Origin of the sequence: Arthrobacter sp. KN11-1C (assembly GCF_052180225.1) — a bacterium.
Classification (GTDB): Bacteria; Actinomycetota; Actinomycetes; order Actinomycetales; family Micrococcaceae; genus Arthrobacter.
In genome coordinates, this window is sequence record NZ_CP197467.1 from 1,977,867 (window position 1) to 1,992,861 (window position 14,995).

Sequence of the window (14,995 nt, forward strand, 5' to 3'; positions counted from 1 at the left end):
TAGTGACCACCCGTATTGGTATCAACGGCTTTGGCCGCATCGGCCGCAACTACTTCCGCGCAGCACTCGCCCAGGGTGCAGACCTCGAAATTGTTGCGGTCAACGACCTCACGAGTCCCGAGGCGCTTGCCCACCTTCTGAAGTACGACTCCGTCGGCGGTCGGCTGACCGAAACCGTCGAAGTCAAAGAGGGCAACCTCGTTGTCGACGGCAGCATCATCAAGGTCCTTGCGGAGCGCGATCCTGCGAACCTCCCCTGGGGCGAGCTGGGCGTTGACATCGTCATCGAGTCCACCGGCTTCTTCACCAAGGCTGCCGCCGCACAGAAGCACATCGATGCAGGTGCCAAGAAGGTCCTGATCTCCGCTCCTGCTTCCGACGAAGACATCACCATCGTCATGGGCGTCAACCACGAGCTCTACGACCCCGCAGCGCACCACATCATTTCCAACGCTTCATGCACCACCAACTGCCTCGGCCCGCTGGCCAAGGTCGTCAACGACGCCTTCGGCATCGAGCGCGGCCTCATGACCACGGTGCACGCCTACACGGCAGACCAGAACCTGCAGGACGGCCCCCACAGCGACCTTCGCCGTGCACGCGCCGCAGCGATCAACATGGTTCCCACCTCCACGGGTGCCGCCAAGGCGATCGGCCTCGTCCTCCCGGAGCTCAAGGGCAAGCTCGACGGCTACGCCATCCGCGTTCCGGTCCCGACCGGTTCCGCCACGGACCTCACCGTCACCGTTTCCCGCGAAGTGACCGTCGAGGAAGTCAACGCCGCCCTCAAGGCAGCTTCCGAGACCGAGCAGTTCAAGGGCATCCTGAGCTACACGGCAGATCCGATCGTCTCTTCGGACATCGTCGGCGATCCCTCTTCTTCGATCTTCGACTCCGGCCTCACCAAGGTCATCGGCAACCAGGTCAAGGTTGTTTCCTGGTATGACAACGAATGGGGCTACTCCAACCGCCTCGTTGACCTCACGGAGCTCGTCGCATCCAAGCTGGGCTAGGGTAGACACATGACTTCTCACACCCTCAACGAACTGATCGCTGAAGGTGTCCGCGGGCGGTACATTCTTGTCAGAAGTGACCTGAATGTGCCGCTCGACGGCTCTACAGTGACCGACGACGGCCGCATCAAGGCCTCCCTCCCGGTCATCGAAAAGCTCTCGGACGCCGGTGCCCGCGTGCTCGTCACGGCCCACCTGGGACGCCCCAAGGGCGCTCCCGAGGCCAAGTACTCCCTCAAGCCTGCGGTCGCTCGGCTTGCGGAGCTCGCGCCATTCAAGGTCCAGCTCGCGGAAGACACCGTCGGTGAGTCCGCCAAGGAGCTGGCCGGGTCTTTGGGCGACGGAGACGTCCTTGTCCTGGAAAACGTCCGCTTCGACGCCCGCGAAACCAGCAAGGACGACGCCGAGCGCGGCGCCTTCGCCGATGAACTCGTGGCCCTGACCGGAGACAACGGTGCCTTCGTGGATGACGCCTTCGGGGCCGTCCACCGCAAGCACGCCAGCGTTTACGATGTCGCCACGCGGCTTCCTTCCTACCAGGGGGACCTCGTGCACACCGAGGTGGAGGTTCTTCGCAAACTCACCACGGATACCCAGCGCCCCTACGTCGTCGTTCTCGGCGGCTCCAAGGTCTCGGACAAGCTCGCGGTGATCGACAACCTCCTGGGCAAGGCTGACACCATCCTCGTCGGTGGCGGAATGCTCTTCACCTTCCTCGCGGCCGTTGGTCACAAGGTGGCGGGCAGCTTGCTCGAAGCCGACCAGATCCCCGTGGTCCAGGACTACCTCAAGCGCGCTTCCGACGCCGGTACCGCCTTCGTGATCCCCACCGACGTCGTGGTCGCCAGCCGCTTCGCAGCGGACGCCGAGCACGAAGTGGTCGCCGCGGACGCGATCGAGGACAGCTCGTTCGGCGCCTCCGGCATCGGCTTGGACATCGGACCGGTATCCGCAGCGGCTTTCGCCGAACAGATCAAGGCCGCCAAGACCGTGTTCTGGAACGGCCCCATGGGCGTCTTCGAATTCGAAGCCTTCTCGGGCGGCACCCGTGCCATCGCCCAGGCTTTGACCGAGACGCAGGCATTCACCGTGGTGGGCGGCGGCGACTCCGCCGCAGCTGTCCGGACCCTCGGTTTCGAGGACTCCCAGTTCGGACACATCTCCACCGGCGGCGGCGCCAGCCTGGAATACCTTGAAGGCAAGGATCTTCCCGGCCTGAGCGTTCTGGACCGCTAAGGCTACACGGCCGGCGGGGCGCCCTTCCTGGAAGGCAAGCGCCCCGCCGGCTTTCCCTATCTCAACGCATCTTTGGAGCACACGTGACAACTTCTGCCAACGGAAACTTCATCCGCAAGCCCTTCATCGCCGGCAACTGGAAGATGAACATGGACCACGTCCAAGGCATCACCCTGCTGCAGAAGCTGGCATGGACCTTGTCCGATGCCAACCACGACTACAGCCGGGTGGAGGTTTCGGTCTTCCCGCCGTTTACCGACCTGCGCGGTGTGCAGACCCTCGTCCAGGGCGACGAGCTGAACGTCGTCTACGGCGGCCAGGACCTTTCGCAGTTCGACTCCGGTGCATACACGGGCGATATCTCCGGGCAGTTCCTCAACAAGCTTGGCTGCGCCTACGTCCTCGTGGGACACAGCGAACGCCGTACGATCCACAACGAGGACGACCAGGTCCTCAACGCGAAGGTCAAAGCCGCCTTCCGCCACGAGGTCACGCCCGTCCTGTGTGTCGGCGAGGGCCTTGAGGTCCGCCAGGCCGGCACCCATGTGGAGCACACGCTCGCCCAGCTGCGCGCCGGCGTCGAAGGCCTCTCCGCAGAGCAAGCAGGCGAACTGGTTGTCGCCTACGAGCCTGTCTGGGCCATTGGGACCGGAGAAGTCGCGGGTCCGGAAGACGCGCAGGAGATGTGCGCGGCGATCCGTTCGGAGCTCGCATCGTTGTTCGACGATGCGGTGGCAGGCAAGACCCGCCTCCTCTACGGCGGCTCGGTCAAGGCCAACAACGCGGCAGCGATCATGGCCGAAAGCGACGTCGACGGATTGCTCGTGGGTGGCGCGAGCCTGGACCCCGCCGAGTTTGCTAACATTGTCAGGTTCGAGAGCCACCTCAGCGCGGCTTAGTCCGTTTTAGGTTCCGCTCCCGTTTTCCGCTCTTCTGAAAGGCCGTCGTGGACGTTCTTCAAGTTATTCTGCAGATCCTGCTGGGCATCACCAGTCTTCTGCTGACGCTGCTCATCCTCCTCCACAAGGGGCGGGGCGGCGGGTTGTCCGATATGTTTGGCGGTGGCATGAGCTCAGGATTGAGTTCTTCAGGTGTCGCAGAGCGAAACCTCAACCGCTTCACCATCGTTTTGGGCTGCACTTGGGGCGTCGTGATCATCGGGCTTGGCCTCATCATGCGTTTCACTTCGGGCGGAGACTCCTAGCACTGCCCCTGTCGGGATCCTCCGATTAGACTAGGCTGCATGGCCTTCACCGCCATGCAGCCGAACTCTCAAGGGGATCGACGATGGTTCATGGTACTTCTGGATTCCGGGGCACACGGGCCGGCGCAACAGCTGGATCGGCCCCGAGAAACCAACCCGACTCTGTTGTTGGCGAAAGCCTGCCGCGTATTCGTGTTCCCTATTGGTGCGCCAAGGGACATGAAACGCGGCTTGTTTTCGTTAAGCTCCCGGAAGATCAAATCCCGATTCGATGGGACTGCCCGAAATGTGGCTTGATTGCTGTCCGCGAACAGGGCGAGGCCACCATGGAACGTGCGGACGATGAAGTCTTCAAAAGCCACCTGGACTACGTTAAAGAAAGACGCTCCAGCCAGGACGCCGAGATTGTCCTGGCCGGAGCGCTCAAACGGTTACGCGCCCGCGGGATCCTTGCGGATGAGCTGCTGGGGGACACGTGAGGCCGCGTTTTCGTCGATGAGCCACAGGGTCCTTGACCGGCCGCTAGGGCCGGAGGCGGGAACCTGGACGGGGTTGGCCCCAGCGAGGGCCAGTCCCACCGCACCGGCTTTGTCCTCGCCTGCCACGACCATCCAGATTTCCTCTGCTGAATTGATCGCGGGCAACGTCAGCGAAATCCTCGACGGCGGCGGCTTGGGGGAGTTCTCGACCCCCACGACAGTACGGTCCTTCACCCGGATACCCGCTTGCTCCGGAAAGAGCGACGCAATGTGCGCATCAGGACCCACACCGAGGAGCAGGACGTCGAAACGCGGCAACTCGCCGGCCTCCTCCGGACGGTTGTCCGAAGTGTCGGCGGCGTGCTCGGCGGCAGCTGCAGCCTTGAGCCGGGCCGCGTAGTCCGCCGCGGCCTCGTCCGCCGTGCCGAACTCGTCCGTTGAACCCGGTTCGTGCACGCGGGCCGGGTCGACCGGCAGGCTGGCAAGCAACGCCTCACGTGCCTGCACAGTGTTGCGGTCCGTGCTGTCCTTGCCAACGAAGCGCTCGTCACCCCACCAGAAGTTCACCCGGGACCAGTCGACAGCTGGCGCCGCGGGCGAGTCTGCAACCGCCCGCAGGGTGCCGATGCCCACGGTTCCGCCGGTGAGGACCACAGTGGCTTCCCCGTGCTTGTCCTGGATGTCCACCAGCTTGGTGATAAGCCGTGCTGCGATCGCGGCCATAAGGACGGCGGAGTCGGGATGGATGCTTACTCTGGGGTCAGCGCTCACTGGGACGGTCACTCCTTGCTATTGGTTCGGGGCAGTCCCATAGTAATCACTTCTCCGAAGACATCGTCCGGATCAAGGCGACGCAATTCTTCGGCGAGGCAGTCCCGCAGGCTGCGGCGCGGCAGTGAGATCCGCTGGGCGGGCTGGCCCGGCTGGGTCAGTTCCGCCACAGTGAGGCCCGGACGGACCAGCTGGACGTCGCCGGTGGCGCGGCTCAGCCGCACCCTGCGGATGCCTGTGCCTGCCGGGTCGGCGACGATCTGGACCGGCGCGTCGAGGAACAGGGTGAGCCAGGCGGCCAGCAGCAGCGTGCTGGGTGAGTCCGAAGCGCCCTCGACGGCGATCGCCGTGACGGGGGATTCGTCCACCTGGTCCAGAGCTGCCGCGAGCTGGAGCCGCCAGTTGGTCAGGCGTGTCCAGGCGAGGTCGGTGTCGCCTGCCCGGTACGTCTCCCGGATCCGGGCCAGCGCCGCCGCGGGGTCGGCCTCGTTGGCGGAGTCCGTGATGCGGCGGTGCGCGATGCGTCCGATGGAGGTCTCGCAGGCGTTCTCGGGTGCTCCGTGCGGCCACCAAGCCACGATCGGCGCATCCGGGAGGAGCAGTGCAGCGACGAGGGACTCGCTTTCCTTGGCGAGTTCACCGTAGCCGCGCAGCACGATGACCTCGGAGGCTCCGGCGTCGCCGCCCACCCGGATCTGGGCGTCGAGGCGGTTGGGCGCTTCGCTGCCGGCGTCCGCGAGGACGATGATCCGGCACGGGTGTTCGCGGCTGGCCTCGTTGGCGGCCTCGATGGCTTCTTCCTCAAGGCCGGACTTGGTGACCACCACGAGGGTCAGGACGCGTCCAAGGGCGATCACGCCGCCCTGCTCGCGCAGGGAGGTGATCTTCTTGGAGATCTTGGAGGTGGTGGTGTCGGGAAGATCTACGATCATGGCCTTCTCCAGGTTCGTCCGTCGCGGGCAAGCAGCTCGTCGGCCGAGGCCGGGCCCCAGCTGCCGGGAGCGTAGGGTTCGGGCTGTTCGTCGAGTCCCGCCCAGTATTCCTCGAAGGGGTCCAGGATTTTCCAGGACTCCTCGACTTCCTGGTGCCGCGGGAAGAGCGGGGGCTCGCCCAGCAGCACGTCCAGGATGAGGCGCTCGTACGCCTCGGGACTGGACTCGGTGAACGAGTGCCCGTAGCCGAAGTCCATGGTGACGTCGCGGACTTCCATCTGCGTTCCGGGGACCTTGGATCCGAAGCGGATGGTGGCCCCCTCGTCGGGCTGGACCCGGATGACCACGGCGTTCTGGCCGAAGTCGTCCTCGCCGTGGCCGCGGAAGAGCAGGTTGGGTGCCCGTTTGAACACCACGGCGATCTCCGTGACGCGGCGGCCCAGGCGTTTGCCGGCCCGCAGGTAGAACGGCGCCCCGGCCCAGCGCCGGGTGTTGATGTCCAGGCGGATGGCCGCGTAGGTTTCCGTCTTGGAATCGGCCGGAATGCCGTCTTCCTCCAGGTAGCCCTGCACGAGTTCGCCGCCCTGCCAGCCGCCGGCGAACTGGCCGCGGGCGGAGTGGCTGGAGAGGTCTTCGGGGAGCCTGACGGCTGCGAGGACCTTTTCCTTTTCGGCACGCAGGTCATCGGCGTTGAAGGAGATGGGCTCCTCCATCGCCGTCAGGGCCAGCAGCTGCAGGAGGTGGTTCTGGATGACGTCGCGCGCCGCGCCGACGCCGTCGTAATATCCCGCCCGGCCGCCGGTGCCGATGTCCTCGGCCATGGTGATCTGGACGTGGTCGACGTAATTGGCATTCCAGAGCGGTTCGAACAGCTGGTTGGCGAAGCGCAGGGCCAGGATGTTCTGGACCGTTTCCTTGCCCAGGTAGTGGTCGATGCGGAAGACCGCGTCCGGCGGGAAGACGGACTCCACGATGTCGTTGAGCTTGCGCGCGGACTCCAGGTCGTGGCCGAAGGGCTTCTCGATGACCACGCGGCGCCACTGGCCGTCGCCGGCCTGCGCCAGCCCGTGCTTGGACAGCTGGCGGCAGACCTGCTCGAAGGCCTTGGGCGGGATGGACAGGTAGAAACCGTGATTGCCGCGGGTGCCGCGGGTTTCGTCCAGTTCGTCCAGGGTGGCGCTGAGGCGCTTGAACGCCTGGTCGTCGTCGAACTCTCCCTGGACGAAGCGGATGCCCTCGGAAAGCTGGTTCCAGACAGCGTCGTCGAACGGGGTTCTGGAGTGCGCCTTGACGTTCTCCTTGACCTCGTTCGCGAAGTCCGCGTTGCTCCAGTCCCGCCGGCCGAAGCCGACGAGCGCGAAGCTCGGCGGCAACAGCCCGCGGTTGGCGAGGTCGTAGACCGCCGGCATGAGTTTCTTGCGGGCGAGGTCACCGGTGACTCCGAAGAACACCAATGACGAAGGCCCTGCGATGCGGTTCAGGCGCCGGTCCCGAGGATCCCGGAGGGGATTGCGGTGGCTTGCCTTTCCGGTGGACCGGTAACCGATTTCAGTTTCTGGCATGTTTGGGTTTGTGCCTTAGCTTTCGAGCGCGCTGGCCTGGCCGGCCAATGCGGCAACAATGTCCTGGAGTTGGGCTACGCCGGCTCCGCGGTCCGTGAGGTGCAGCCGCAGGACCGGACGGCCGTGGTCCTCGAGGACCTGGGCATCGCCGGCCGCCTGGGCCGCAATCAGCTGACCGAAGGTGAACGGCCGTTCCGGGATGGCGATGTCGCCGGTTGCGGCGGCCGTCACCTGCAGGAACGAACCGATGGCCGGTCCGCCCTTGTGGAATTGTCCGGTGGAGTGCAGGAAGCGCGGGCCCCAGCCAAACGTGACCGGCCGGCCGCTGACTCCGGCGAGTTCGTCGCGGATGCCTGCGAGCTCCGCGAAGGCGATCCGGTCGAAATATGCCTGAACGCTCAGGTAGCCGTCCGTGCCGAGTTCGCCGAGGAGCGCCTTGACGGCATCGGCGGCCGTGGCAGCGTCGCCGAGCCACGCACCGCCGCGGACCTCGATCGCGCCGTCGACGAAGTTCGCCGGCGTCGGCTCGGGACGGGCGTCCAGCAGGCCGCGCGCGGCAATCTTGGCTGCCTCGACGTCGGGCTGGTCAAACGGGTTGATGCCCAGCAGGCGCCCTGCCACCGAGGTGGCGAACTCCCACACGAACATCTGGGTGGCCAGGCCACCGGCGATGGCTGCCTCGTTTTCGCCGAGTTCGACGTCGGACTCCGCACCGACAAGGCGGATCACCAGGACGTCTTCCGCGCCACTGCTGACCTCGGGAGCGGAAGGACCTGCGACAACCGGCAGAACGCCCGTGCCGAGTTTGCCGGTGGACTCGGCGATGAGCTGTTCGGCCCAATCGGCGAAGCCGACAATGCCGGAACCGTCTTCGACAATCACGATCTTGTTGCGCAGCGGAGTGGTTCCGCCCAGCGCGGCACCGAGCCGGAGCCCGATGTTTTCGGGGGAGTCCTCGTTCAGGATTTCCGCAGCTTCCTCGGCCTCATCCAGGAACGCCTGGATGTCGACCCCGGCAAGGCCGCTGGGGACCAAGCCGAAAGCCGTCAGCGCCGAAAAACGGCCGCCGACGTTCGGGTCGGCGTTGAAGACGGCACGGTAGCCGGCTTCACGGGACGCCTTGTCCAGCGGGGAACCGGGATCGGTCACGATGACGATACGGCTCTTGGCATCGATGCCGGCCTCGGTGAAGGCCTGCTCGAATACCCGTCGCTGCGAGTCGGTCTCCACGGTGGAGCCCGACTTGGAGGAGACCACGATGGCGGTCTCGGCGAGGCGGTCCGCGAGGGCAGCACCGACCTGTTCGGGGTCTGTGCTGTCCAGCACGGTCAGCTCGACGCCAGCGGTGCCGGCAATGACCTCGGGGGCAAGCGAAGAGCCGCCCATGCCACACAGGACAATGCGGGAGACGCCTTCGGCCCGGAAGGCATCCCGGAGTTCCAGGATCCCTTCGACCAAGGGCTGGGAAACGGTTGCCGCTTCCACCCATCCGAGACGGATGGCGGACTCGGACTCGGCGTCCGGACCCCACAAAGTGTGGTCCTTGGCGAAAATCCTGGTGGCAATCCGGTCTTCGACAAGTGCCGGGATGTGCTGCTCGATGGCCTGCTGCGCAGCACCGCTGGCGTCGTAGCTGAGAGTGCTCATGTGGGTTAGGAAGCCTTCCGTGCAGAGGCGAGGGCACCTTCGACGTCGGCCAGAAGTTCCTTCCAGCTGGCGACGAACTTGTCCAGGCCCTCGGATTCGAGGATTGCGACGACGTCGTTGTAGGAAATGCCCAGGCCCTCGAGGTCGTTGAGGACGCGGTTTGCCTCCTCGTAGGTCCCGGAGACGGTGTCACCCGTGACGACGCCGTGGTCGAACGTGGCGTCGAGGGTCTTTTCCGGCATGGTGTTGACGACGCCCGCGGCGACCAGTTCGGTCACGTACAGGGTGTCCGGGTATGCCGGGTCCTTGACACCGGTGGAGGCCCACAGCGGGCGCTGGGGAAGTGCGCCGGCTTCGGCCAGGACTGCCCAGCGCTCGGTGGAGAACAGCTCCTCGTAGACCTGGTACGCGAGGCGGGCGTTGGCGACGCCTGCCTTGCCCTTGAGGGCCTTGGCTTCATCGGTGCCGAGGGCATTGAGGCGCTTGTCGATCTCGGTGTCCACGCGGGAGACGAAGAAGGACGCCACGGAGTGGATCGTGGAGAGGTCGTGGCCGTTTTCCTTCGCCAGCTCCAGGCCGGACTGGAAGGCGTTGATGACGGCGCGGTAGCGCTCCAGGGAGAAGATCAGGGTCACGTTGACGCTGATGCCCTCGGCAAGGGTTGCCGTGATGGCGGCGAGGCCTTCGAGGGTTGCCGGGATCTTGATGTGGACGTTGTCCTTGTTGACCCTCTTGTACAGGTGCTTGGCCTCGGCGATGGTGCCCTCGGTGTCCCACGCGAGGCGGGGGTCCACCTCAATGGAAACGCGGCCGTCGACGCCCTTGCTCGCTGCCGCGACGGGGGCGAAGAGGTCGCAGGCATCCGCGACGTCGGTGGTGGTGATCTCGAAGACGGTCTCCTCGACGGACGCGCCCTTGGCGGCCTTTTCGGCGATCACGGCGTCGTAGTCACTGCCGGCGGTGATGGCGGCGTGGAAGATGGACGGGTTGGTGGTGACACCAACCACGTTCTTCTCGTCGATGAGCTTCTGCAGGCTGCCGCTGGAAAGGCGTTCCCGGGAAAGGTCGTCAAGCCAGATGGACACGCCGGCGTCGGAGAGCTGCTGGGTGGGAGTCGTAGTCATTTCTGTAATCTCCTTGGAAATCTGTTCGTTGCTGTCGGATTCTTCTCAGACGCTTTTCAGCTGCTGAGACCCGCGATGGAGTCCTTGGCGGCAGCGGCGACTGCTTCTGCCGTGATGCCGAACTCCTTGAAGAGGCGCTTGTAGTCCGCGGAGGCGCCGAAGTGCTCGAGGCTGATGGAGCGTCCGGCGTCGCCGACGAATTCCCTCCAGCCCAGGGCCAGGCCGGCTTCGACCGAGACGCGGGCCTTGACGGCGGCGGGAAGCACGGATTCGCGGTACGCGGAGTCCTGCTTGTTGAACCACTCGACGCACGGCATGGAGACGACGCGGGTGGCGATGCCTTCGGCCTGGAGCGCTTCGCGGGCGTTCACTGCGAGCTGGACCTCGGAACCGGTTCCGATCAGGATGACCTCGGCCGGGACCGTGGCGCCGTCCTTTGAAGCTTCTGCCAGGACGTAGCCGCCCTTTGCGACACCGGCGGTCGATCCGAAGGTGTCTCCATCGGCAACGCCTTCGCCGCGTGCGTAGGTCGGGATGTTCTGGCGGGTCAGCACGATGCCGGCGGGGTTCTCGTGGTTCTCCAGCATGGTCTTCCATGCTGCCGCGACCTCGTTGGCGTCGCCGGGACGGACGACGTCCAGGCCCGGGATGGCGCGCAGGGTGGACAGCTGTTCCACCGGCTGGTGGGTGGGGCCGTCCTCGCCCAGGCCGATGGAGTCGTGGGTCCAGACGTACAGCGACGGAACACCCATGAGCGCGCCGAGGCGGATCGCGGGACGCTGGTAGTCGCTGAAGATCAGGAACGTACCGGAGAACGCCCGGGTGCGGCCGTGCAGCGAGATGCCGTTCACGATCGACGCCGCGGCGTGCTCGCGGATGCCGAAGTGCAGCACCCGGCCGTACGGGTTGCCCTTCCAGGCGCCGGTGGAGCGCGAAGCCGGGATGAACGACGGCGAACCCTCGATGGTGGTGTTGTTGGACTCGGCGAGGTCGGCGGAGCCGCCCCACAGCTCCGGAAGGACCGGGCCGATCGCGTTCAGGACCTTGCCTGACGCGGCGCGGGTGGAAACTTCCTTGCCTGCTTCGAACACCGGCAGCGCGGCGTCGAGCTCGACCGGAAGCTTCTTGGCCTCGATGCGCTCGAGCAGCGCAGCGCCTTCGGGGTTGGCGGTCTGCCATGCCTCGAAGGATGCCTGCCATTCGCTGCGCTCTGTTGCACCGCGTTCGACGACGGCGCGGGCGTGCGCCAGGACGTCCTCGTCAACCTGGAAGGAGCGCTCGGGGTCGAAGCCCAGGACTTCCTTCAGGGCTGCGACTTCCTCGGCACCAAGGGCGGAGCCGTGGATCTTGCCCGTGTTCTGCTTCTTGGGCGCCGGGTAGCCGATGATGGTGCGCAGCGAGATGATGGAGGGCTTGGACGTCTCGGCCTTGGCGGCGAGCAGAGCGCCGTAGAGCTCCTGGACGTCTTCGACGTATTCGCCGGTCTTGGTCCAGTCCACGCGCTGGGTGTGCCAGCCGTAGGCCTCGTAGCGCTTGAGGACGTCTTCGGTGAAGGCGACGTTGGTGTCGTCTTCGATGGAGATGTGGTTCTCGTCGTAGATCACCACGAGGTTGCCCAGTTCTTGGTGGCCGGCCAGCGAAGAAGCTTCCGAGGTGACGCCTTCCTGGAGGTCGCCGTCGGAGGCAATGACCCAGATGGTGTGGTCAAACGGGCTCTCGCCGGCGGGAGCATCGGCGTCGAACAGGCCGCGTTGGCGGCGCTGCGAGTAGGCGAAGCCCACCGAGGAAGCCAGGCCCTGGCCCAGCGGGCCGGTGGTGATCTCGACGCCGGCGGTGTGCTTGTATTCCGGGTGGCCGGGAGTCAGCGATCCCCAGGTGCGCAGGGCCTCGAGGTCCTTGAGCTCCAGGCCGTAGCCGGAAAGGAACAACTGGATGTACAGGGTCAGCGATGTGTGGCCGGGGGACAGGATGAACCGGTCGCGGCCGAGCCAGTCCGGGTGCTTCGGGTCGTGGCGCATCAGCTTCTGGAAGAGAAGGTAGGCGGCCGGTGCAAGGCTCATGGCCGTGCCGGGGTGACCGTTGCCGACCTTCTCGACGGCGTCAGCGGCCAAAACGCGGACGGTGTCCACGGCGCGCTGGTCCAGGCTTGTCCAAGTCAGTTCTTGCTCTTCCAAATGTGGCACGTAAACCGAGCCCCTCTCTGTGCTGACGGCTGGTGAGGGCACATGGCAAGCCTCGGGCACAGGATGGCGCCCGCTGCGAAGTTCCTACCAGCCGTTCACCATTGAAACGTTGATCTATCATCCAGACATGCAAATCTGAGAATACGCTTTCTCGGAAACCTGCGTGAGCTGATCTGCAGACAGCTTAGCCCGGTTCGCGGCCCCAAATGGTGGGAATCCCAAAAAATGGACGCATATTCCGTTTTATGAATCACCTCGGCGGCAAAGCGCCGGTGAACTTTCGGAAACAACGGAAAGTTCCGGGTGCCGTGGCGTCGGACAGGCCACGGTATGATAACTGGAGGCCACCAGCGGCGAGTGCGCCATCGATTGCAAGCAGGGATCGAATGCACGCTTCACCCCGTGCCCCGGATTACGAGGTGCCAGGATGAACAGGCGCCGCCGCTGCGAGAACACCAGAGCAAAGAACAGAGTGACTGCCAACGTGAGCACAACAGATACGCCCCTCAACGCTTCCCCGGCTGTGGGGAAGGGCGGAATGTCCCGTAAGTTCAAGGCGTATCTGGCACTGACCAAACCCCGCGTGATCGAGTTGCTGCTGGTCAGCACCTTGCCCACGATGATCTTCGCGCAACGGGGCTTCCCCTCGATCGGGTTGATTCTGGCCACGTTGGTGGGCGGCGCCTTCGCCGCCGGCAGTGCAGGGGTCTTCAACTGTTACATCGACCGCGATATCGACAAGTTGATGCACCGCACCGAAAAGCGGCCCCTCGTGACGGGTGAAGTCACCCCCCGCGAAGCTCTCGTCTTCGCGTGGATCCTTGGGGCTGCGTCCATCGCCATCCTGTGGTTCGGGGCCAACCCGCTGTCGGCTTGGCTCGGCCTCGGTGCGATTGTTTTCTACGTTGTCATCTACACGATGATCCTCAAGCGCCGCACGGCACAGAACATCGTGTGGGGCGGCGCGGCCGGCTGCTTCCCCGTCTTGATCGCCTGGGCGGCGGTCACCAACACTGTCGAGTGGCCCGCCGTCGTGCTCTTCATGGTGATCTTCCTGTGGACTCCTCCGCACTACTGGCCGTTGTCCATGCGCTACGGCGAGGACTACCGCAACGCCAACGTCCCCATGCTGGGCGCCATCGCCGGCGCCAAGGTGGTTTCCGTCCAGGTGGTCCTCTACGCCTGGGCCATGGTGGTGTGCTCGTTGCTTTTGGTGCCGGTCGGCCGCGCAGGCTGGGTTTACACCATTGCCGCCGTCCTCGCGGGCGCCTGGTTCCTGTATGAATCCCACGCCCTCTACAACCGTGCGCAGGGCGGCGACGTCTCGAACAAGGGAGCCATGAAGGTCTTCCACGGTTCCATCAGCTACCTGACGCTTCTCTTCATCGCCCTCGCGGTGGACCCGTTCATCGGTTCCCCGATCGTCGGCGGCTGACGCTCGCTCACCTTTAGGGCGTTTTACCCAAACCCCCGCTCACCTATACGGGTAAAGACCGAGACCCTCCTTCACGTTTGACGTGAAGGAGGGTCTCGCTTTTGCTGCAAAGGTGAGTTGCGCCGGTCACCGCCGATCCGGGTTGCTCAGGGGGTGCGTGCGGGAGGCCAGCGGACCAGTTCCCAGGGCCCGACGTCGTCCGGCCGGCTCCGGACGCTCGCTCACGTTTGGCGGTGTTTTCGCGAACGCTCTCTCACGTTTGGCGCCGTTTTCCGGAAGGCTCGCTCACCTTTGGCGGCTTTCTTCCGTGGGGCCCCTCGCTCAACGTGAGCGAGCGTCGGACGGGAGGGGCACTTATGTGAGCGAGCGTCGGACGGGAGGGGCATATAGGTGAGCGGGGGTTGCCTGGGGGGGCGGCGGGTTACAGCTTCGGGCTGAACCGTGCCACATCCGCCGCGTTCGTGGCGGCGCCCATGAGCAGGGCGGCACCCAGCATGTGCGCTCCCACGAGGAGCGCGGGAATGCCGTTGTAGTACTGGGTAAAGCCGATGACCGCTTGCAGGACCGTCACGGCGAGGAGCAGCAGCGCAGCTGTGCGGAACAGGCCGGTGATTCGCTTGCGCAGGACGAAGTAGACGGCGAAGACGGCTCCCGCCGTGATGAGGTACGCCGGCACTGCGTGGATATGCGAGACGAGGTCCCAGTCGAGATCGTTGCGCGGCGCGTTCGCGTCCCCGGCGTGCGGGCCGGCACCGGTCACGACGACGCCCAAGCACACCGCGACGGCCGAGAAGAACGCGACGGCGGTCATGACAGGGCTCATGGCGCCTGGAATCGCCGCCAGTGGCCGCTTCATGAAGCGCCCGGTCCGGTCATAGGCGCGATTGACCAGCAGTGTGGAGAAGACGACCAAGGCCATGGAAACCAGGAAGTGCAGTCCGACAACCCAAGGGTTCAGATTGGACAGCACGGTGATGCCGCCGATGATGGCCTGTGCCGGAATGCTGGCAAGCAGGCCCACGGCCAGCAGGAACAAGTCGCGGCGTTCCTTTCGGAGGTTCCACAAATACACCAGCATCAGGACGGCGACGGCGGCCAAGGCGAACGTCAGCATGCGGTTGCCGAACTCAATGAAGCCGTGGATGCCCATCTCCGGCGTATTCACCAAGGATCCGCTGGTGCAACGAGGCCATGTCGGGCAGCCGAGCCCTGAAGACGTCAGCCGGACCGCGCCGCCGGTGACCACCAGGACCACCTGGCCGATCAGCGACAACATCGCCAGCCTGCGGATAGTGCTGTTGACTTCCGTGGGCAGCTTGTCGGCCAACTGCTGGATGGACTTCGGGAGGCGGGAAGCCGTGCTCACAGTTTTCTCAATTCTCGGTACTCAATTCATGCTGACGGTTCGG

13 protein-coding genes are annotated in these 14,995 nt (G+C 65.2%); 6 read left to right on the forward strand and 7 right to left on the reverse strand.

Features of this window, described 5'->3' with window-relative positions; translation table 11 throughout:
* Positions 1-2: 2 nt before the first annotated feature.
* The 5 genes from gap to ACSBOX_RS09260 all read left to right on the forward strand — a co-directional run bounded on the left by gap (position 3) and on the right by ACSBOX_RS09260 (position 3,932).
* Positions 3-1,013, forward strand: coding sequence for a type I glyceraldehyde-3-phosphate dehydrogenase (gene gap / locus ACSBOX_RS09240; RefSeq protein ID WP_442545725.1), 1,011 nt, complete (start codon positions 3-5; stop codon positions 1,011-1,013).
* Positions 1,014-1,022: 9 nt separating this feature from the next.
* Complete coding sequence (locus ACSBOX_RS09245; RefSeq protein WP_442545726.1) at positions 1,023-2,249, forward strand: phosphoglycerate kinase; 1,227 nt, start codon at positions 1,023-1,025, stop codon at positions 2,247-2,249.
* An 83-nt stretch (positions 2,250-2,332) separates the two neighbouring features.
* A complete protein-coding gene (gene tpiA, locus ACSBOX_RS09250) occupies positions 2,333-3,148 on the forward strand; it encodes a triose-phosphate isomerase (RefSeq protein ID WP_442545727.1) in 816 nt (271 codons plus the stop codon).
* A gap of 47 nt (positions 3,149-3,195) precedes the next feature.
* Positions 3,196-3,453: a preprotein translocase subunit SecG gene (secG, locus tag ACSBOX_RS09255; RefSeq protein WP_074589634.1), complete on the forward strand. Its 258-nt coding sequence runs from the start codon at positions 3,196-3,198 to the stop codon at positions 3,451-3,453.
* Positions 3,454-3,536: 83 nt separating this feature from the next.
* Positions 3,537-3,932 carry an RNA polymerase-binding protein RbpA gene (locus ACSBOX_RS09260; RefSeq protein WP_442545728.1) on the forward strand — a complete coding sequence of 132 codons (396 nt, stop codon included), beginning with the start codon at positions 3,537-3,539 and terminating at the stop codon, positions 3,930-3,932.
* Here ACSBOX_RS09260 and pgl read toward each other — a convergent pair.
* From pgl to tkt, 6 genes are read right to left on the reverse strand one after another with little or no spacing between them, the layout of a single operon-like run.
* On the reverse strand, positions 3,885-4,703 hold the full coding sequence (gene pgl, locus ACSBOX_RS09265) for a 6-phosphogluconolactonase (protein ID WP_442545729.1): 819 nt from the start codon (positions 4,701-4,703) through the stop codon (positions 3,885-3,887). The two genes, ACSBOX_RS09260 and pgl, sit on opposite strands and share 48 nt — an antisense overlap.
* Before the next feature lie 8 nt (positions 4,704-4,711).
* Positions 4,712-5,635 carry a glucose-6-phosphate dehydrogenase assembly protein OpcA gene (locus ACSBOX_RS09270; RefSeq protein ID WP_442545730.1) on the reverse strand — a complete coding sequence of 308 codons (924 nt, stop codon included), beginning with the start codon at positions 5,633-5,635 and terminating at the stop codon, positions 4,712-4,714.
* Positions 5,632-7,197, reverse strand: coding sequence for a glucose-6-phosphate dehydrogenase (gene zwf / locus ACSBOX_RS09275; protein WP_442545731.1), 1,566 nt, complete (start codon positions 7,195-7,197; stop codon positions 5,632-5,634). The genes ACSBOX_RS09270 and zwf overlap by 4 nt, the downstream gene beginning before the upstream one ends.
* Before the next feature lie 15 nt (positions 7,198-7,212).
* Positions 7,213-8,844, reverse strand: a complete 1,632-nt coding sequence (locus ACSBOX_RS09280; protein WP_442545732.1) for a glucose-6-phosphate isomerase — start codon at positions 8,842-8,844, stop codon at positions 7,213-7,215.
* 5 nt (positions 8,845-8,849) lie between these two features.
* On the reverse strand, positions 8,850-9,968 hold the full coding sequence (gene tal, locus ACSBOX_RS09285; RefSeq protein WP_442545733.1) for a transaldolase: 1,119 nt from the start codon (positions 9,966-9,968) through the stop codon (positions 8,850-8,852).
* Between the two features lie 56 nt (positions 9,969-10,024).
* Positions 10,025-12,142 carry a transketolase gene (gene tkt / locus ACSBOX_RS09290; protein WP_442546005.1) on the reverse strand — a complete coding sequence of 706 codons (2,118 nt, stop codon included), beginning with the start codon at positions 12,140-12,142 and terminating at the stop codon, positions 10,025-10,027.
* A 481-nt stretch (positions 12,143-12,623) separates the two neighbouring features.
* On the opposite strand from tkt, the gene ACSBOX_RS09295 reads away from it, so the two are divergent.
* The gene (locus tag ACSBOX_RS09295; RefSeq protein WP_442545734.1) at positions 12,624-13,586 is read left to right on the forward strand and encodes a heme o synthase; all 963 of its coding nucleotides are present in this window, start codon (positions 12,624-12,626) and stop codon (positions 13,584-13,586) included.
* Positions 13,587-14,007: 421 nt separating this feature from the next.
* On the opposite strand, the gene ACSBOX_RS09300 is transcribed toward ACSBOX_RS09295, so the two are convergent.
* On the reverse strand, positions 14,008-14,952 hold the full coding sequence (locus ACSBOX_RS09300; RefSeq protein WP_442545735.1) for a COX15/CtaA family protein: 945 nt from the start codon (positions 14,950-14,952) through the stop codon (positions 14,008-14,010).
* Positions 14,953-14,995: the final 43 nt, after the last annotated feature.